This is a genomic window from Mesorhizobium sp. Pch-S (assembly GCF_004136315.1).
Classification (GTDB): domain Bacteria; phylum Pseudomonadota; class Alphaproteobacteria; order Rhizobiales; family Rhizobiaceae; genus Mesorhizobium.
Window position 1 is genome coordinate 6561105 of sequence record NZ_CP029562.1, and the last position, 19275, is coordinate 6580379.

Consider the following 19275-nt stretch of genomic DNA (forward strand, 5'->3'; position numbering starts at 1 on the left):
AGGTCAGTCGACCTTGCTCATGGCGGCCTTACGCTCATTGGCGATCAGCCAGAGATTGCGGATATAGATGAAGAGGCCCAGCCCCTGCCCGGCGATAAACACCGGGTCACGGCGCTGTATTGCGTAGATCAGGAGCAGGCCGCCGCCGCCGAGCGAAAAAAACCAGAAAGCAATCGGTACCACCGAACGCTTGGCCCGTTCGGAAGCGACCCATTGCACCACGAAGCGCATGGTGAAGAAGAACTGCGCGATGAAGCCGAGCAACACCCAGCCGTCGAACTGCTGCACAAAGACTTCGTGCAGCCAGGTCACCAGTTCCTGGAACACACTATCCATGCGTGATTTCCCTTGCCTTTGGCATACGCCGACGCCTGCGCCGCAGCCACCAAACCCCGAGCAGATCGGCAGCGCCCTGCAGCCCCCGATCAAAGATGCCGTAATTGGACTTGCCGTGACGGCGCGAGCGGTCGACCACGTCGCGATGCACCACGCCGTAGCCTTCCTGGATAACGAGCGCCGGCACGAAGCGATGCGTGCCGTCGAAGAAGGGGAGCTTGCGGAATATCTCGGTACGCACGGCCTTCAGCCCGCAGCCGGTATCACGGGTCTGGTCGTGCAGGATGGCGTTTCGCAACCAGTTGGCGAAACGCGAGGCAAGCTGCTTGGCCTTGCTGTCGCGCCGCTTCAGGCGCTGGCCCTGGGCCGCGCCGACCTCCGACCCGGCCTCGCGCAGCGCATCGACCAACACCGGGATGTACTGCGGATCGTTCTGGCCATCGCCGTCGATGGTCGCGACGATGTCGCCACGCGCCACCCAGACACCGGAACGCACGGCAAGGCTCTGACCGGACGACTTCTCATGGCGGATGTGGCGAACCGGAAACGGTTGCGCGGCATCCAGGGCGGCAAGCACCGTCGCTGTGTCGTCGGTCGAACCGTCGTCAACGACGATAACCTCGAAGTCACGCCCGTTCATGGCCGTTGCGATCTCGTCGATCAGCAGAGGCAGGTTAGCCGCCTCATTGCGGCCTGGTATGACGATGGAGATCAGGGCGTCCGCCATGGCAATCAGATCGACCGAACAGCTTCACGGATGTCGAGCGACGCGGTCGGCCCGACGCGTCCCTGGAATGGCGGCGCGTCCACCGGAACGCGGGGCTTTCCTTACGCCAGCGGCCAGATCGTGGCAAGCGTCCGGGACACGCCAATACCGTTCACGGACGCGTGATCAGTCCACCTGTCACAGCGTCGCTGCAGCCGGTCGTGGTCGGAAAGGTCAACGGAAGACCGCGCTCGGCACGCACGGCGAGATAGGCCCAGGCCTCTGCTTCTGTGGCGTCACCATTGAAACCGGCATCCTCGGCCAGGATCACCTGCGCACCGGCCTTCAGCGCACCGGCGCGCAGGTCGCCGACGATATGCGGGTTCTTGCGGCCGCCACCGCACACGATCCACAGTCGCGGCGCTTCCGGCATATGGTCGGCGGATTTGAGGATGGCCTCAGCCGACACGCTGGCCAGCGTGCGGGCACCGTCGGCGAGTTCCAGACCCTCGACTTCATCAAGCGTGAAATCATTGCGATCCAGGGACTTGGGACCGGATTTGGCGAAGAAGGGACTGTCAAGATAACGCTCGACAACAGAGAGGATCACAGCACCTTCGCTGGCGATTGCACCGCCGGCATCGAAGGGCACGCCCCCTTCGCGCGACACCCATTGATCGATCAGCGTGTTGCCAGGTCCTGTGTCGAAGGCGACAGGATCGCCGCTTTCCCCGACATAGGTGATGTTGGAAATTCCGCCGATGTTGACGAACACGACCGGATATTCGCCAGCAAAGGGCTGAGGCAGTGTTCTCGCCAGCGCAGCATGATAGGCGGGAACCAGCGGCGCTCCCTGCCCACCGTGCAGCATGTCATTGGCACGCATGTCATAAACCACGGGCAAACCGGTGCGCGCTGCCAGCAACAGCCCATCACCGAGCTGGACCGTCAGCCCCAGATGTGGCCGGTGCAGCACGGTCTGGCCGTGGAAGCCGACCAGGTCGGGCTGCCCCCATTTTCCAGCATCCGCAGCCAGAAACCGCGTCACCGCATCCGCGTGCCTCTCCGTGATCTCCCGCTCGAGTCCGGCAAGCATTCCCGGACGCTCCTCACGCAGGACGATTGCCTTGGCCTCCTCCAGCCCGACCGTGATGCGCTGGCGGAAGGCCGCCTCGTAAGGCACGAAGAAGGATGGACCGCGCTCGAGTGCATTTTCGCCGTCGCTACGCAGCATGGCGAGGTCGATGCCATCCATGGAGGTACCGCTCATCAGGCCGATTGCGCAGAATTGGGGCATTCCTGACCTATATTCTTGTGATTCCAGGCCCGGCGATGCTAAAGGCCCGGAGCAGCGCACGCCAAGGGCTGCGCTGCTTTCTCGTTGTTTTCCGGAATCCAGTCATGCCCGCCTTCAAGTCCGACTTTCTGCGCGTTCTCGACGAACGTGGCTTCATCCACCAGATCTCCGACCCGGAAGGGCTCGACGCATTGGCCACGAAGGGCCCGATCTGCGGCTATGTCGGCTATGATGCGACGGCTACGTCGATCCACATCGGCAATCTGATCACTGTCACCATGCTCTACTGGTTGCAGGAAACCGGCCACAAGGCGATCACGCTGATGGGTGGCGGCACCTCGATGGTGGGCGACCCTTCCTTTCGGGACGAGCAGCGCAAGCTGCTGACGGTCGAGCAGATCAAGAGCAATATCGAGAGCATCAAGAAAGTCTACGGCAACATCCTGCGCTATGACGGCTCGAATCCTGCCATCATGGTCAATAATGCCGACTGGCTGCTGAAGCTGAACTATGTCGAATTCCTGCGTGACGTCGGCCGCCACTTCTCGGTCAACCGCATGCTGTCGTTCGACAGCGTGAAGCTCAGGCTGGACCGCGAGCAGTCGCTGTCGTTCCTCGAATTCAACTACATGATCATGCAGGGCTACGACTTCACCGAGCTAAGCCGGCGCCACGGCACGGTGCTGCAGATGGGCGGCTCCGATCAATGGGGCAACATCATCAACGGCGTCGATCTGAGCCATCGCATGGGCGGCCCGCAGCTCTACGCACTGACCACGCCACTGCTCACAAAATCCTCCGGTGAGAAGATGGGCAAGTCTGCTTCGGGGGCGGTCTGGCTGAACGGTGATCTCTTCAGCCCCTATGATTTCTGGCAGTATTTCCGAAACACGGAAGATGCCGATGTCGGTCGCTTCCTGAAAATCTTCACGCGCCTGCCGCTCGACGAGATTGCCAAACTGGAAGCCCTGGGCGGTTCCGAGCTCAACGAAGCCAAGAAGATCCTCGCCACGGAAGTGACGGCAATCGTGCACGGACGCGCTGCCGCACAGGAGGCTGCCGAGACCGCGCGCAAGACTTTCGAGGAAGGCGCGCTGGCCGACAATCTGCCGTCGATCGAGGTACCTGGCGCCGAGCTGGAGACCGGCATCGGTCTTCTTGCCCTGCTGGTGCGGGCCGGGCTGGCCGCTTCCAATGGTGAAGCACGCCGCCATGTCCAGGGCGGCGCGGTGCGGCTGAACGACGAGGCGATGACCGACGAACGGCGCTCTGTCACAGTTCAGGATCTGAGTCCGGAAAAGGTCGTAAAGCTTTCGCTCGGCAAGAAAAAACACATTCTGGTGCGGCCGGTCTAAATCGAGCGGTCTTATCGGAACTCGAAGATCGAGCGGAAAATGCCGGGCGCGATGACTGACAGCGGGTTGATCTGCAGGTCGGGCTTTTTGGCACTGCCCCTCAACCGGTAAGTCACGCCGATCAGACCGCGGTCGCGTCCATTGCCCAGCAGCGCGCCGACCAGAGGCAACTCGCCGAAGATGCGGTTGATGCCATAGGCCGGCATGAAAGTGCCGGTCATGTCCATGTTGTCGTTCTGGTCGTAGAGCGTACCCTGGAAGGTGGTCCCGATCAGCGGGCCACGCAGCACACCATTGGCCACCTTGAGAGAACCGGTTCCTTTGACGATCTCGGCATAGCCTCGCTCGAACTGAACGCGCGAGGTATCGATATCGGCCTTCACCGCCTGGTTGAGCGACCGCTTGTCGCCGGTTGGCGTCGTCGAGACGATCGACGCCAGCTTTGGCTCGTTGACGATCTGGAAGTTGCGGGCATCCACAGTGCCGCGCATGGGCCCATCCGCCGCGCCGGCCAGCGCTACGGCGATCGCGCCGCCTTCCATGTGCTTGTAGATGTCGAGGAAACGCAGCACCGCGCCCGCATCCGCCGACTTCATGTCCAGCGTATGCCGGCCGCCAACGGTGTTGTTCGAAACGTCGATGGACGCGCCGGAGCGGGCCTGTGCCTTCACCGTAAGCCCGTTCACCTTCGATCCCGCGCCGCTGTAGTCGAGCGTGAAGTTCGACACGACTTCATCATTGAAGCCAGTCAGCGCCTTCACGTCGGCAGTTACGGAGATCGCGTCACCGCCTGTGCCCTTCGTGGCGCTGTCGGTGTCCGAGGTGAATTGCTTGACCAGTGCGCGAGCATCGAGTGCGTCGCCGTTCACCTTGACGGCATAGCCCTTGCCGGAGCGCTTGATGGAGACGGCAACGTCATCGCCACGGTTGAGCTGCACATGGGACAAATTCGCGGAAACCAGATCTCCATTGGACAGCTCGACCGCACCGCGAGCCTCAAACGTCTTGCCATCGAGATCGAAATTGGTGAGCCGCGTGGTCGATCCGGCCTTCTCCATGGTGAAGGAAACTGTTGCCGGCACTCCGGGGCCCTTGCTCCATCCCGCCCAGGGAATACTCAGCTTGGCACTGGTCAGGTCTGCGACGACGTTCTGATTGGCGTTGTCGCTCTTGTCGAGCGCGATCTTCATCGTTCCGGAAAGCATGGCAGAGAGGCCCGGCATCAGAGCCTGCCGGATTTTATCGTCAACCGTAAGCGTCACCTGACGAGAGCGTGGCGGCCCGTCTGCTTCAAGCGGTTCGACCAGCGTGACGTCGGCGGGAATGTCGTTGAGCAAGGCCTGAGCCTTGACCGTCGCGCTCCTGGGATCGACGATGATACTGCCGTCTGCGCCGGTTACCATCTGGTCGTCGATCGGTTTGGAGATGGCGAGATCCTGGTAATCCAGCGACACCAGCCAGCCGAGTTTTGACGTATCGATACCTTTCTGCAGCGGGATATCCGCCTTGACGTTGCCGGTGACGGTTCCGGACAGTTCGTCCGGCTTCAACCCGACGTGCCGCATGGCGTTAATAGGTTCGTAGGAGGCCAATTCGACGATAGCGTCGGCATCGCCCGCGACATCGATGTTCAACGCGCCGATGACCGGCGGGATGTTGGCATTCTTGACACTGAGCGTACCGTTGCTTGCAGCCACCAGTCGACCGCTCGGCATGTAGACCGTACCGCTGGACAGCGAGATGTCGACATCGTTGCCGTGGAATTCGACCACGCCATTGGCATCGCGGATAGGTGGAATCTGGCCAGCAGTGTCGAAGCGTGATCCTTCGAGCTGAAAGCGGCCGAACACTTCGTTGCGGTCAAGCGGGACGCCGTTTCCTGCCCGTCCGGGCGCCACCTGATACTGCAAGCTGCCTTCCACGACCTTGCCACCGAACAGGTTCTCCAGCACCCATTCGCGGGCCCCACGCGCAGAGAACCAGGGCCAGAGCTGCTTGACATGCGAGACCGGCATGTCGTGAACGTTCAGAGCCATCGAGACACCCGGCGCCTTGCCGGCCACGAACTCCACAGCTGCATTGCCCAGCACCTCACCCGATGCCCCCGATCGGACTGCGATGGTTGGCACGACAAGCTTGCGGCTCACAGTCTGGTAGTCGCCAGCAATGCGTCCGACGAAGTCAAGTGCAGGTTCCGACGAATCGATTGGCGCCAGCATCGCCTTGTTGCTGACGAGGTCGAAACGATAGGACGGTTCATCGCCGGCTACGCCCTGCGTCGGTTTAGGCCCAAGCGACCCTTCGATATCGAAGTCCGACCGGCCAACCTGCAGGTCAAGGCCGTCGATACCGATCTTGTTGGCACCCCGTAGCAGCGTCGCTTTCAGCTTCGCGTCGACCGGCAACATTCCACGTGCACCAAGATCCAGCACTGCACCAGCCAGTGACCCGGAGAGGCTGAGCCGCGGCTGCGCGTCACCCTCACCCTCCGTTCCCTCCAGATGCAACGTTACCGCTCCGACATTGCCACCGGCCTGCCCGGCTGCCTTGATGTCGGCTTCGATCGGCTCCGCCGTAATGTCGGCCTTGAGAGCCGTTACCTTGCGCGCGGCAGGATCGCGCCCCGCAGAAGCTTCCACTGCCAGCTTTCGACCATCGATGTCGAGCTTGGAAGAAAATCGCACGGCGGCGGGACCGGATTGCGAAACCGTCGCGTCCGCAACCGTCACAAGCCGCACATCACCGGTAGAAGAAAGGACCACCGCAACATTTTCGAGATCGATTGAACGGATCGAATCCAGCCGGATCGCATCAAGCGACTGATGGACTGCCCCAAAGACCGCATCGACGATCCTGTCCGGGTCAATAAGCCCATCGGCGTTGCGCAGAGAAGCCGCCCAGTCACTGCTCCCCTGCGAGGGCATCGCTTCGGCGAACAGGCTCGCATCGGAAATCCTTGCGCTGGTAAGCTGTACCTCGCCCGACAAGAGCGGCAGCATGCGCACACCAAATCGTATCAGGCCGGCTTCCACCATCGGCTTGCCATCGCCGGCGGTCAGCTTCACATCGCGAACTTGCAGGGCCAGGAAACTCGCTTTGTCGAGCGTGATGCTGGCTGGCCCCATTGCAACGCGGACATCAACGCCGGCCATTCCCTCGATGGCTTGCTCGGCGGCCTGTCGCAGCCGCTCCGAGCCTATGCCACTGGCGCCGATGGCATAAATTCCACCGACCGCCAGCATGATCAGCATGCCGATGCCGAAGAGAACACGCGTCAGAAGGCGGGCACCGCGGCGAAATCTGGCGCGCCCAAGCGGTGGTACGGCATTGGCCGAAGGCAGGGTGCGGAGATCTGCAATCTCATCGCGCCTGAACCGGATCTTCTCGTGCCTCGGGAGTTCCTGATTCACCTAGTCTTCCGTCTTCAGCCCTCATTGGCCGACGATTCCACGCCGACACTAGAGTGTTTCCGCCCTGAGCGGAAACGCGGAAACGCTCCAACTCTTTATTTTACGCAACTCCCGCGGCGCACTTTTGCTGGAATTGCTCTATAGCGAGCCAATCCAAAGCGGGAACGGCAAAAGCGGAATCGTGCTTTGCCTTCCACCGCGCGCCGATTTATTGAGGATCACGCACGATGCCAGCCGAGGCCAAACCCTCAGCGGCATCATTGGCTCGGCGCTTAGGCTCAAACAAAGGCGTGGTTATGGCTGATCTTGACGTGGGTGATGTTGCACCCGATTTCACTCTCCCAGCCGACGGCGGCAGCAGCCTTAAACTCTCTTCCTTTGTCGGCAAGCCAGTGGTTCTCTATTTCTATCCGGAGGACGACACGCCAAGCTGCACCAACGAGGCAATAAGCTTCTCGCAACTCAAATCCGATTTCGAGAAAGCCGGCGCCGTGGTGATCGGGCTCTCGCCCGACAGCGTCAGGAAGCACGACAAATTCAAGGCCAAGCATGCCTTGGATATCGCTCTCGCCTCCGACGAAGAGCGCAAGGTAATCGAAGCCTACCACCTGTGGGTGGAAAAGAAGATGTATGGACGTACCTATATGGGAGTGGAACGTGCCACTTTCCTGATCGGGCGCGACGGCCATATCGCCCGCATCTGGCGCAAGGTACGGGTCAAGGGCCATGCCGAATCGGTTCTTGACGCGGTTAGAGCCCTGTAGCCGGACATCGGCTCGGATTTACGCACCTTAGAGCTGCACGGACCGCGTGGGGCAAGGCTTTGTTAACCATAACAAGTGCCTAATGGGCATTGTTGGGGTAGCAAACGAAAGCCTGGTTCTGTGAACGCAAACGGTCAGTCGGCGGTGTTCGGCAGGCGCAAGGAGCCGCATACGGTCATCATCGCCCGAGGCGATGAAATCCGGCACTTCACGGTGCGTCCCTGGATGATTGCATGTCTGGGTTCGATCGTTGCAGCCGTGGTCGTCGGGTACTTGCTGGCCACATCCTATCTCGTTTTCCGCGACGACCTCATCGGCGCGACGACCGCTCGCCAAGCCCGCATGCAGCAGGCCTATGAGGACCGCATCTCCGCGCTGCGGGCGCAGGTGGACCGGATCACCAGCCGGCAATTGCTCGATCAGCAATTGATGGAGACCAAGGTCGGTGAACTGCTGGCGCGTCAGACCCAGCTCAGCCAGCGTCATGGCCGGCTTGGCCCCATCCTCGAACGCGCAGAAACTCTCGAAGGGATCAGCCCGGAACTGCAAAATCCAACGCCCACCGTGCCGGCCGATCGAACCAAGCCTGAAGACCACGCAGCGATCGTCGGCGACAAGGTGATGCCGGAGCTTGCCGCGCTGGCCAGCATTGGCGGCAGTTCCGAGGCGCCGGCATTTTCACGCTGGTCAACTCGTGCCGACCTGCCCGTAGGCGCGTCTTCGGCTGACCGCGCCGACAAGCTGTTTGGGGCGATCAATCAATCGCTGCAGGCGATCGAAACGGAGCAGTTGCAACGTATAACCAGACTTGCCGATACAACCTATCAGAATGCCGATGCCATCAAGGATGCGCTGCAAGCGGCCGGACTGCCTGTTGACGCTGATTTTGGCAAGGATGAAACCGATGTCGGTGGCCCGCTTGTGCCGATTGATCGCGCGACATTGTTTGACACCAAGGTCAAGGAACTGGACGAAGCCCTCGACCAGCTCGATCATCTGCGCAAGGAAGCGAGGCGGTTGCCGCTCGCCAATCCGGCTCCGGGGCGTGCCGTGACCAGCCCGTTCGGCGTACGTACGGATCCCTTGCTGGGTACCGCGGCGCTGCATTCAGGCATGGATTTCCGCATTCCGCTCGGCTCCCCTGCCCGCGCCACGGCAGCCGGCATAATTACCAAAGCAGGCTGGAACGGCGGCTACGGTCGCATGGTCGAAGTCGATCATGGTCAAGGCTACACAACCCGTTACGCCCATCTCAGCCGCGTCGATGTCGCCATCGGCCAGGCCGTCAAAGCCGGCGATGTCGTCGGCCAGACCGGCTCGTCGGGCCGCTCGACCGGTCCACATCTGCACTATGAGGTCCGGCACGATGGCGACGCCATCGATCCGCTGCGCTTCCTGAGGATCGGCAAGAAGGTCGAGAAGTACCTGTAGGTATCATCGGATGGCGCGAACGCTGTCCTCAATTCTCCCGTTTCGGGATTCTCCAAGAGCAAGGCCACAGCGCCGGATAACCGTGCAAAGCTGATCGCTTCCCGAGCAGACCCAGGCGAGATGCCCTGAGCCTGCGGCTCGGCCTTTCATTTCCCCAAGCCCACAGAGCAAGCCAGAAGCCGCAAAAATTCGATATTGACGAGTGCGGCATAAAATGGAATAAATATTCCATAAAGAGTTAATACGCTTCAATCATTCCAATTGATGTTCTGGAGGTCCATCAAGGGGAACGTCATGCCGGCCCCAGGCCCAGGGGAACAATGGGGCCGAATGTTTGGGAGCAGGAATCCGGATTGTCAGGTGCGACCGGACACCATCGTGGAGGAGAACTGAAATGAAGAAGCTTTTGCTGAGCGCAATCGTCACAGCGCTTATGACTGGTACTGCCTTCGCTGGCGACATCGGCGTGTCGATGGCGAATTCGGACACATTTTTGACGGTGCTTCGGAAAGGCATCGAAAAAGCGGCATCCGATGCAAAACAGCCGGTCCAGATCGAAATCGCCGACGACGATGTCAACAAGCAACTCAGCCAGGTGCAGAACTTCATCGCCGCGAAGGTAGACGCGGTCATCGTCAATCCCGTCGACACCTCGGCCACTGCGAGCATGACCAAACTCGCCAACGACGCTGGAATCCCGATCGTCTATGTCAATCGTCAGCCGATCGACATGGACAAGCTGGGCAAGGGCGCGTTCGTTGGCTCCAACGAAGTCGATTCCGGCACGTTGGAGACCAAGGAAGTCTGCCGCCAGCTCAAGGAAGCCGGCAAGACGGAAGCCGGCATCCTGGTAATGCAGGGCGACCTTGCCAACCAGGCGGCGGTCATGCGCACCAAGGACGTGCATGACGTGATTGCTACTCCGGACTGCTCATTCATCAAGATCATCGACGAACAGACCGCCGGCTGGGATCCGGTCAAGGCTCAGGATCTGATGACCAACTGGATCGCCGCGGGTCACAAGCCGGATGCCGTCATCTCCAACAATGACAACATGGCCATCGGCGCCATCAACGCGATGAAGGCTGCCGGCTGGGATATGAAAACAGTGATCGTCGGCGGTGTCGACGCCACACAGGAAGCGCTCGCCTACATGAAGGCCGGGGATCTTGATGTGACAGTGTTCCAGAATGCGGCAGCTCAGGGCGGTGGCGCTGTCGACACCGCAATGAAGCTCGCCAAGGGTGAAGCTGTACAGTCCCCGGTATGGGTGCCGTTCGAACTGGTGACCCCAACCAACATGGATCAGTACATCTCGAAGAACTGACCGGGGCCGCGAGCGCGCCGCATGCGCGGCGCGTCTCTCCCATCGATTTCATCAACCATGCATCTGAACCGGGTCTGGGAGGACTGATCGGCATGCAGAGCCCTGTGGCAACCACGACGCACGACACCGGCATCGTTCCCATCGACGATTACATCCTCGAGGTTGAGGGTGTGCGTAAGGAATTTCCAGGAGTTCTTGCCCTCGACAATGTACAATTCCGCCTGCGCCGCGGCAGCGTTCACGCCTTGATGGGCGAAAATGGCGCCGGCAAGTCGACGCTGATGAAGATCATCGCCGGCATCTACACTCCCGACTCCGGTTCGTTCCGCTTTCACGACAAAGATATTCGCCTCAAAAGCCCGCTCGACGCCCTCGAAAGAGGCATCGCCATGATCCATCAGGAACTCAACCTGATGGCGCCGATGACGGTGGCCGAAAACATCTGGATCCGGCGTGAACCGACCAACCGTTTCGGTTTCGTCGACCATGCCAGGATGCATGCCCAAACCGTTGCGCTGTTCAAGCGCCTCAACATCGACCTCGATCCGGATGCCCAGGTCGGCACACTCAGCGTTGCCAATCGACAGATGGTCGAAATCGCCAAGGCGGTGTCCTACGAATCCGACGTGTTGATCATGGACGAACCGACGTCAGCCTTGACCGAGCGCGAGGTCGAGCACCTGTTCAAGATCATCCGCAGCCTGCGCGAACAGGGCAAAGGCATCATCTACATCACGCACAAGATGAATGAACTGTTCGAGATCGCCGACGAATTCTCGGTGTTCCGCGACGGCAAATACATCGCGACAAGAAAATCGACCGAAGTGACCCGCGACGACATCATCCGCATGATGGTCGGGCGCGAGATCACCCAGATGTTCCCGAAGGAGACGGTACCAATCGGAGAGGTAGTGCTTTCCGTGAAGGACCTCGCGCTGAACGGCATCTTCAAGGATGTCACCTTCAACGTCCGTTCTGGTGAAATTCTGGGCATTGCCGGGCTTGTCGGCTCGGGGCGCTCCAACATCGCCGAGACGATCTTCGGCGTGACACCAGCCGATTCAGGTACGATCGAGCTGTTCGGTAAGACGACACGCGTCGACACCCCTGCCACCGCAATGCGTCACGGCATGGCTTTCCTAACGGAAGACCGCAAGGACACCGGCTGCTTCCTCCTGCTCGACATTCAGGAAAACACCCAGATCGCCGTGCTGCAGTCGGGCTATGTCAAGAATGGCTTCGTCGAGCAAAAGCGGCTTGCCAAGGATTCGATCGACATCAGCAACGCCTTGCGCGTCAAGACACCCGACATGTCGGAACCGATCAACAATCTGTCCGGCGGCAACCAGCAGAAGGTTTTGATCGGACGCTGGTTGCTGACCAAGCCTAAGATCCTGATTCTCGACGAACCGACGCGGGGCATCGATGTCGGCGCCAAGGCGGAAATCCATCGCCTGATTTCCAAACTGGCGGGCGAAGGCGTCGCAGTCATCATGATCTCATCCGAAATGCCGGAAGTACTCGGCATGAGCGACCGCATCATGGTGGTTCACGAAGGTCGAGTGACCGGATTTCTGGACCGCGAAGAAGCCAATCAAGTGAAAATCATGGAGCTGGCATCTCACTGAGATTTGCCGCCCCACTTTTGGTGGAGACAAACATGACTACGAATGATCTTGCGGGGCCCACACGCATGATAGGGGCCAAGAAGCGCCTGCCGCCGGAGGTTTCGATCCTGGCCGTGCTTATCGGGATCGCGCTGGTGTTTGAAATCCTGGGTTGGATTCTGGTCGGCGACAGCTTCCTGATGAACAAGCAGCGCCTCTCCATCATTATCCTGCAGGTGTCCGTCATCGGCATCATTGCCGTCGGTGTCACGCAGGTCATCATCACCGGTGGTGTCGACCTGTCTTCCGGTTCGGTTGTCGGTCTCGTTGCCATGGTCGCGGCCAGCCTGGCACAGACGTCAGTCAACCCACGCGCCGTCTATCCATCGCTGACCGATATCTCGCCGGTCTTTGCCATTTTGGTCGGCCTTGCCGTCGGCCTGCTCGCTGGCTGGGTGAACGGCTTCATCATTGCGAAAACCAAGATACCGCCTTTCATCGCCACGCTTGGCATGATGGTGTCGGCGCGCGGTCTCGCAAAATGGTACACGCAGGGCCAGCCGGTAGCCTTGCTATCGGATGAATTTACCTGGTTCGGCAAAAGCTTCGATGTCTTCGGCTTCCCGCTGCCGCTACCGGTTATCATCTTCCTGCTGGTTGCGGTGGTCTTCCATGTAGCGCTTGGCTACACACGCTACGGCAAATTCACCTACGCGATCGGCGCCAATCCACAGGCAGCGCGCGTGTCGGGAATCAATATCGGCAACCATCTTATCAAGGTCTATGCCATTGCCGGCCTGCTCTCGGGCCTCGCCGGCGTTGTCACGGCAGCGCGCGCGGCTTCCGGCCAACCCAATATGGGTGTCGCCTACGAACTCGATGCAATTGCGGCAGCCGTGATCGGGGGCACGTCCCTCTCCGGCGGTGTCGGACGAATATCCGGAACCCTGATCGGCACCATCATCCTCGGCGTGCTGACCTCGGGATTCACTTTCCTCAAGGTTGGTGCGTACTACCAGGAAATCATCAAGGGCATGATCATCGTCGCCGCCGTGATCATCGACCAACAGCGTCAGAACCGACGCAAGAAGGCCTGAGCCGTCTCCTCCCAGGACAGCCATCTCGCCGCGCCGCACCCCCGGCGCGGCGTTTTCCATTGCACCAGGCATAAACCCGGCTGCCTCGAATCCAGGCAGCCAGACTGCAGGTCAAATTCGGATCGTCGTTTTGAAGAATCTGGTGGGCGATGACGGGCTCGAACCGCCGACATCTTCGGTGTAAACAATGCTCCCTACCCTGAACTGTGAGCTTTTCCGGGAAAAGAGCACTTCGCAGATGGACGTTTCAGGCGACATGTTCCGCGTGCGTTCCACTTTTGAGGTTCGGCGTGCCAAAGAGCACTTCGTAACGCCTTGGTTCTAGGAGATGAAAGATGGCTGACGAAGAGATGATTGAACGAGTTGCGCGGGCTATCCATTTCCGTGGTGACGATCAAGGCGACGATGCCTGGAATTATTGCCAGAACTCGTTGAGGGTGCTGGCGCGAGAGCAGGCACGCGCTGCGATAGAAGCTATCCGCTCAGATGGCGCGGCGGGCTATCGCGTGAAGAACACCGTAGGGATGGGGGAATACTCATTCTACGAATATCTGCATGGCGCCGTTCCTCACTCGCAGGGCAACGGAAATCCGGTAGAGTTTCTTTATGTGCTGCCTTCCAAATGAGCCCCTACCGCCATCAGCAATGGCCATATGCCTTCATAGTAGGCGTGGCTGTCGTGTATCTGGTGGGGTATGTCGCGTGGAAGGCGATTCACTTCCTGTTATCGCTGGGATAGAATGCACAATGGCCGAAGATACCATCTTCCGTTTTGCTCTTGCCAACAAACTCGCTCGTATTAAGTACGGCGCCTCAGAGATTGTCAGCCGCAGTGATGCGCAACGAGCGTGGCCACCAACAGGCGATCATGACACTTCTGACGAAGGCGCTTTTCGCGCCATGGCGCTTGCGCACGGCGGCCATAGGCCAGAGACATCCTACACGACGAAAGAGCGCATTCTGAACGATTTGGACCTGTCGTTCTCGGTTCACCAAGATTTGAGAACAGGCGATTGGATTATCCATCGAACCGCATCAGCGTGCCCCAAATGCCATGGGCGTGGGTCATTTGATGTTCAAAGGATGGTCACTACGGAAATCGGCCCGGCTGAATATCTGTCTGACGAAATTGTCAGCGTCCGCGATAGGCAGGCGTGTGATTGCCAATCCACCCCATTGCGAACGTAACCGGAACATGCAACCCTTATCGTCCGGGGTGTGAAACTTCCTTGGTGGGGACACTGAGGCGAGCAAATGGGCATACGAACGAACGCAATCCACGACTTCAACTACCAGATCCACATGCTCGATTCGCACGGGAAAGTGTTCGAAACACTAGCAATGGCCAACAACTTCGAGGTAGCCAAGGCTGCTTTTGAGGCGTCCTTGGCCTCCCGGACTTGGTGCACCATCGAACTTTGCAACGGCGGCAAAATTATCGAGCAAGCCACGACAGGCGGCTACGATATCGAGACAAAGACAGTCCCGATCTTGAATAGGCGCAAATGAGCGCTACTCTGCCGAAATGGCGAGGAAAGCACGCAAGATAGGCGTAGGGGATGTGGTGACGCTGCAAGCGCGAGTAACAGGCGTTGGCGTCATAGACGGCTATATCACCGTCGAGATCAACGGGCAGAAGCAGACGATACCGGAAGACTTGTCCGAGATAATCGACGTGAAGCCGTTCAATCCGGCTGACGTGTATAAGCGGGTGAGGTGATTATTCTTCCTTGGCCGGCCTAGCTTGCCAAGCCTCTGCCGCGCGCTTGAGAGCGCCGGCTACCCACCATGAGACGAAGGCAGCGAGACAGGCGGCTGCAAAGAGCCCTTCCCCGTCTGTTGAGAATCCTGCCTTGTCCTGAACATAGGGGGCGAATGCAGCACCGCAAATAAGCGCTGCTGTCGTGCGGCGGAAGAAACCGCGAATAGTGCGAGGAGGGACAAACACCAGGGCGACAACAGCACCAGCTATCGACCCGGCAGCTTTAAACATCATTGCGCTTATCAATTCTGGCGTCATTTGACTTGCCAGAACGGAGGGTGGTTTCTTTTCGAGAATAGAGCGCGAGCGAGACCAAAAAGCCGGCGACCCCGATAGCTGCCAGAACGAAGCCGAGCATAGCCAGCCCTATCCATGATGCCGGTAGCGGCGATGAGCAGAAGAGCTGCGGCATTGACGACCTCAAGACTTACGGCAAAAAGCAGCTGGGTTTTGATGATGCCTGCCAGATAGAGGATATCGAGCAGGATCATGGCATGGAACATGTTCCACGTGCGCAATTCCCAACGCTGCTGGGCGAGCGAATAGATGGCCAAGCAGATAGCCAGATTAGTGGCCATGCCGTATGCAGCCCCATAGGGAAGCCCAGCATTGTGCCACCAAGCCGACGTGACATAGGAGAGCGCGCCGAGTGCTATCCAGAAGACGGCGCGCGGTAGGTGCCAAGCACAGGCGGCGGCAAGTACCGCCATTGTGATCAGCGTCCAGTGATACCATTCAAGCATCAGCGACCGCCGTCCATTGTCCCGATCGGAGCGAATGGCGCTAGAACAGCGTATTCACCGCCGACATCGCATTCGGCTGCCTTGGCCCATTCAGTCGCTTGCTTGTGAAGCGGATAGATTTCCTCCTCAATGGCCGCGATTTGGCCGGCGAGGCGCCCCATTTTCGAAATCATCACCATGGCATCGGTGCCATTAGGAATGATGCCGGCCTGATAGGCTTTCTTCAGAAGATCCTCGAATGCTGCGAAATCACCGCGCGCCAGGTGAAGGCGCTTTTCGGCTGTGCCAATTCTCTTGGCCGCCTTCTCTACAATTGCGTTCTGCTCTTCAGACATCTTGTTGCCCTTAGCCCGGTCCAGCATTGTTTCCTCCCATCAGCCGGTTTCCGATGGGGAGAATAAGCACAAATCAGGGTTGTCGTCTTTCGAGTCGGTCTAGCCGCTCCTGCACGTCCTTGAAGAAGTCCCGCGCGCCGTAGAGGCTTGAAAGCTGGTTCTTTACTTCGTCTATCTGGCGCTGTTGATCTTTGTCGGTGTTGGCTTGCGAGAGCCAAATCTGCTGATGCTCTTCACGTGGAACAGAGCGTGCCTGTTGCGCCTTGATGTCGGCAAAGGCTGCGTTGGTATCCTGCCGGTTCACAACGCGGTTGTTTTCGTAGGTCGCGCGGAAATCATTCAGGCTCGAAACGATGTTGCTGTTCTGCTGCATCAAGCCCCAGGCAACCACGCCGCCCACAACCGTGACGAACGAAGTCATGACCGTGAACAGGAGCCCTGCCCCGGCGAGGATCGTGGCCCAAGGGGTCTTGGACTTCTCATCGAATTTCGAAACGAGGCCGTGAATATCCTTGCGGATGGATTCAACTGCCGCCTCTACGCCTGTAACGCGCTGTGTAAGTGCCGCGACTTCGCTCGGGGAAACGCTGTTATCAGTCATTTCCGGCAGTACGCATCACGACGCGCATTCAGAGCGCGGTTGCCGTCTATGGTCTCTGGCGTATCCTTCGACGCGGAATAGGTCGCAGGCGTCCAAATCGAACAGACAGCCTTATCGATTGTCGCGGTTGTAGGGGTCGTCAGACACCCTGCCAGTGGGGCGAGCATTGCTAGCGTCAGTGATATCCTGAAGATGCTTGGCATAGGCGTCTGCCTCCTTTGCCTTCTGTGCGTTCACGGCGGCGGTGTATCCAGATTGGCGAAGTTTCCAGCCTACGAAGATGGCTGCAATGGTGGCGGCAATCTGGGGCCAAAACTGAAGGAGAAGCGCGGTCATTGCATCGCCGTCCCGATGCTGTAAGCCGGCCCAGAAATGATCTGGGCGCGTTTTGGACATGCGATGTTGCCGCAGGCGCCCTTACATTCCGAGCATGGATCGTGTGGCACTGCTCCGATCCGGTTAGGCCAACCGGGATATGGGAGAGGATTGTAGAGTGGCGCGATTCCGGAACTGCCAGGGCACGTATCCACATGTGGTCCGTGGTGCTTCTGGCATGATGGACAGAACCAAGCAGCGCGGGTCATTTCGCCCACCCGAGTTTGCGAGCGATGAAATACCAACCTTCAGCAGCGGCACCGAGAGCCGCGCCAATGGCCAACTGCACATCGGGATCAGTTGCCAGGGTATTGCCTGCGTCATCTGACAACAGGCCGCGCGCGATAAGATAGCCGGCGCCGTAGCGGAGGCCGATACGAATGAGGACAGCAGCCATAACTACGCTCCTTTGCGTCGAAAGATGATGTCGAGGATGATTTGCAGAAGGCTGCGCTTAACTGGAGGCGTCGATGCCTGTGGCGCTGGCTCGGGCGGAGGGGATTGAGGCGCAGCAGGAGTGACCACGACCGTTTCAGCGGGCTTTTCTGCTGGCGTTAGCAGTGTCTTCGGCGCCTGCCCGATGTAGCCAGCGGCACGCAGTGCGGTTTCGAAAGCCTTGGCGTATCCCGCGATCAGTTCGGCCTTGTCCATGCCGTTGACGATCCGGCGCGCATTCACATAGTCGGCCTTATCGCCGCTGATGTAGTCGGACAGCTTCTTGCGGGTGAACCATCCCTCCATCATCCCCCGAAAGAGGATTTCAGAAGCGATATCGAGATCCAGAGCCTTCTCAGGAAACTTGACCAGATTGATGCCAAGCACCTCGCCAGCGTGCTGGTAGTTCTCCAACCATGTGAGCTGCACGAACCCGCGCCCGAAATAGATCTTGTCATATGGGCCGGCTGGTTTGCCGTATGGGCGTCCCTTCCCTTTGCCATACTCTTCGATTGGCAGCATGGTGCGAGCCGTCTCGTGGTAGGCAGTTGCCAGAACATACGCGAGTTGGCGAAGCGGCAAGCCGATGGACTGGCCTTCATTTAGAAGCGCCTCCGTCCCATTGACCTGGGTTTGTGAAAGGGAAGTTCCGAACACGCCAGAATTGCGCGCGCGAAGGCTCTCGTAGAACTTGCTACGATCCATGGATTGTCCTTTCAGGAGGAGAGGGTTTGAAGCGGAGCGCTCGCTATTCGCGGAAGCGAAGGACGCTCATGTGTCCGCCGCGATCCAGCTTGATTTTATCGTTCGGTCCTTCGCCATCGGACCCGGCGTATCCGATTGCGGCGACATAATAGTCACCCGATTTTTCAATCAGCACTCTGTCTGTCATGTTCCGCACCATGTGGTGCATCGCGGGTGTGACGTTTTCACCAAGGCCATAACGAGGGTTGGTAATGGGCTGACCGGAAATCCCCGTCGCGCTCTGTGTGAGAACTAATTTCGAAGTGAACTCGACATTGTACCCAAGATCGTTCGTCACTTGGAACATGGCCTCGATATCGAGAATGTCGCCTCGCTCGCATCCCGGCAAAAAGACATGTCCTATGCGAACTTCTGGAGGCAAGATCCCGGTCCCGGCGCCATAGAAATCTGCATCTAGGAAGCTGACGAGTTCGCAGGGTTGGCGACTTTGGAAAAGCTCTACCTTCATGGTGCATACTCAGATGCGACTATGAGGCTGGGTGTCCCAAAAATATGCTGGTTGTCTCCCCTGCGGCCTAGATAGCCCGTACCCGACCAAACCCGCCAGAAAACAGCATAGGTATGGTCCCCGCCTCCGTGCGTGCTGTCTATCCACGTGCAGGAGAGAGGCACGATATCAGCGTTTGATTGCGGATAGGCCGATGCGCCGATATCGAGGAGGTTGCCGTCCCGAAACAGGGCCAATTGCACCAATCCAGACGCGGAATGACCGCATACCCCACTGAAGTCAAAACGAACGTTGTTCGCCGCGCCGATGCCCGCAAGAGATAGGCTGAGTTGTGGAACAGCCGTCCATGCTGTGTTTTGCGTTGACGGATCGGCGGCATTCCGCGCGTGAGCGATACGCTTGATCGGCCCTGAAACAGGGGATGGCAGGCTATCTGCCGGAATGCCTATCGTAATCTTGAGCGGAATATCGACCATAGGGC

General features: G+C 59.1%; 22 protein-coding genes. 10 read left to right on the forward strand and 12 right to left on the reverse strand.

What is annotated here, in order from left to right; translation table 11 throughout:
- Window positions 1-3: 3 nt before the first annotated feature.
- From C1M53_RS31155 to C1M53_RS31165, 3 genes are all read right to left on the reverse strand, one after another.
- A complete protein-coding gene (locus tag C1M53_RS31155; RefSeq protein ID WP_129415878.1) occupies window positions 4-336 on the reverse strand; it encodes a lipid-A-disaccharide synthase N-terminal domain-containing protein in 333 nt (110 codons plus the stop codon).
- Window positions 329-1063: a glycosyltransferase family 2 protein gene (locus C1M53_RS31160; protein ID WP_129415879.1), complete on the reverse strand. Its 735-nt coding sequence runs from the start codon at window positions 1061-1063 to the stop codon at window positions 329-331. The genes C1M53_RS31155 and C1M53_RS31160 overlap by 8 nt, the downstream gene beginning before the upstream one ends.
- Window positions 1064-1214: 151 nt before the next feature.
- Window positions 1215-2339 carry an anhydro-N-acetylmuramic acid kinase gene (locus tag C1M53_RS31165; RefSeq protein WP_129415880.1) on the reverse strand — a complete coding sequence of 375 codons (1125 nt, stop codon included), beginning with the start codon at window positions 2337-2339 and terminating at the stop codon, window positions 1215-1217.
- A 104-nt stretch (window positions 2340-2443) separates the two neighbouring features.
- On the opposite strand from C1M53_RS31165, the gene tyrS reads away from it, so the two are divergent.
- A complete protein-coding gene (gene tyrS, locus C1M53_RS31170; protein ID WP_129415881.1) occupies window positions 2444-3694 on the forward strand; it encodes a tyrosine--tRNA ligase in 1251 nt (416 codons plus the stop codon).
- Between the two features lie 11 nt (window positions 3695-3705).
- Here tyrS and C1M53_RS31175 read toward each other — a convergent pair whose 3' ends face one another.
- A complete protein-coding gene (locus C1M53_RS31175) occupies window positions 3706-7104 on the reverse strand; it encodes a DUF3971 domain-containing protein (RefSeq protein ID WP_129415882.1) in 3399 nt (1132 codons plus the stop codon).
- Between the two features lie 296 nt (window positions 7105-7400).
- Between C1M53_RS31175 and C1M53_RS31180 the strand changes: the two genes are divergently transcribed.
- The 9 genes from C1M53_RS31180 to C1M53_RS31845 all read left to right on the forward strand — a co-directional run bounded on the left by C1M53_RS31180 (window position 7401) and on the right by C1M53_RS31845 (window position 15050).
- Entirely contained in the window at window positions 7401-7868 is a 468-nt protein-coding gene (locus tag C1M53_RS31180) for a peroxiredoxin (RefSeq protein ID WP_129415883.1), read from the forward strand.
- 120 nt (window positions 7869-7988) lie between these two features.
- Window positions 7989-9299, forward strand: coding sequence for a M23 family metallopeptidase (locus C1M53_RS31185; protein WP_129415884.1), 1311 nt, complete (start codon window positions 7989-7991; stop codon window positions 9297-9299).
- A 394-nt stretch (window positions 9300-9693) separates the two neighbouring features.
- A complete protein-coding gene (locus tag C1M53_RS31190) occupies window positions 9694-10626 on the forward strand; it encodes a sugar ABC transporter substrate-binding protein (RefSeq protein WP_129415885.1) in 933 nt (310 codons plus the stop codon).
- 92 nt (window positions 10627-10718) lie between these two features.
- Window positions 10719-12254, forward strand: a complete 1536-nt coding sequence (locus C1M53_RS31195; RefSeq protein ID WP_129415886.1) for a sugar ABC transporter ATP-binding protein — start codon at window positions 10719-10721, stop codon at window positions 12252-12254.
- Window positions 12255-12286: 32 nt separating this feature from the next.
- Window positions 12287-13330 (forward strand): ABC transporter permease, encoded by a 1044-nt coding sequence (locus C1M53_RS31200; RefSeq protein WP_129415887.1) that lies wholly within the window; start codon window positions 12287-12289, stop codon window positions 13328-13330.
- Window positions 13331-13665: 335 nt separating this feature from the next.
- Window positions 13666-13956, forward strand: coding sequence for a hypothetical protein (locus C1M53_RS31205; protein WP_129415888.1), 291 nt, complete (start codon window positions 13666-13668; stop codon window positions 13954-13956).
- 121 nt (window positions 13957-14077) lie between these two features.
- Window positions 14078-14518 (forward strand): hypothetical protein, encoded by a 441-nt coding sequence (locus C1M53_RS31210; RefSeq protein ID WP_129415889.1) that lies wholly within the window; start codon window positions 14078-14080, stop codon window positions 14516-14518.
- Between the two features lie 66 nt (window positions 14519-14584).
- Entirely contained in the window at window positions 14585-14839 is a 255-nt protein-coding gene (locus C1M53_RS31215; protein ID WP_129415890.1) for a hypothetical protein, read from the forward strand.
- A 55-nt stretch (window positions 14840-14894) separates the two neighbouring features.
- A complete protein-coding gene (locus C1M53_RS31845) occupies window positions 14895-15050 on the forward strand; it encodes a hypothetical protein (protein ID WP_165358292.1) in 156 nt (51 codons plus the stop codon).
- 296 nt (window positions 15051-15346) lie between these two features.
- On the opposite strand, the gene C1M53_RS31220 is transcribed toward C1M53_RS31845, so the two are convergent.
- From C1M53_RS31220 to C1M53_RS31255, 8 genes are all read right to left on the reverse strand, one after another.
- Complete coding sequence (locus C1M53_RS31220; RefSeq protein WP_129415891.1) at window positions 15347-15835, reverse strand: hypothetical protein; 489 nt, start codon at window positions 15833-15835, stop codon at window positions 15347-15349.
- Window positions 15835-16197, reverse strand: a complete 363-nt coding sequence (locus C1M53_RS31225) for a hypothetical protein (RefSeq protein WP_129415892.1) — start codon at window positions 16195-16197, stop codon at window positions 15835-15837. Before C1M53_RS31225 ends, C1M53_RS31220 begins: the two co-directional genes overlap by 1 nt.
- 46 nt (window positions 16198-16243) lie before the next feature.
- Window positions 16244-16771, reverse strand: coding sequence for a hypothetical protein (locus C1M53_RS31230; RefSeq protein WP_129415893.1), 528 nt, complete (start codon window positions 16769-16771; stop codon window positions 16244-16246).
- Window positions 16772-16882: 111 nt separating this feature from the next.
- The gene (locus C1M53_RS31235; protein ID WP_129415894.1) at window positions 16883-17107 is read right to left on the reverse strand and encodes a hypothetical protein; all 225 of its coding nucleotides are present in this window, start codon (window positions 17105-17107) and stop codon (window positions 16883-16885) included.
- A 244-nt stretch (window positions 17108-17351) separates the two neighbouring features.
- Window positions 17352-17543, reverse strand: coding sequence for a hypothetical protein (locus tag C1M53_RS31240; RefSeq protein ID WP_129415895.1), 192 nt, complete (start codon window positions 17541-17543; stop codon window positions 17352-17354).
- Window positions 17544-17545: 2 nt separating this feature from the next.
- Window positions 17546-18286 (reverse strand): hypothetical protein, encoded by a 741-nt coding sequence (locus C1M53_RS31245; protein WP_129415896.1) that lies wholly within the window; start codon window positions 18284-18286, stop codon window positions 17546-17548.
- Between the two features lie 43 nt (window positions 18287-18329).
- Window positions 18330-18794: a hypothetical protein gene (locus C1M53_RS31250; RefSeq protein ID WP_129415897.1), complete on the reverse strand. Its 465-nt coding sequence runs from the start codon at window positions 18792-18794 to the stop codon at window positions 18330-18332.
- A complete protein-coding gene (locus tag C1M53_RS31255; protein WP_129415898.1) occupies window positions 18791-19270 on the reverse strand; it encodes a hypothetical protein in 480 nt (159 codons plus the stop codon). Before C1M53_RS31255 ends, C1M53_RS31250 begins: the two co-directional genes overlap by 4 nt.
- Window positions 19271-19275: the final 5 nt, after the last annotated feature.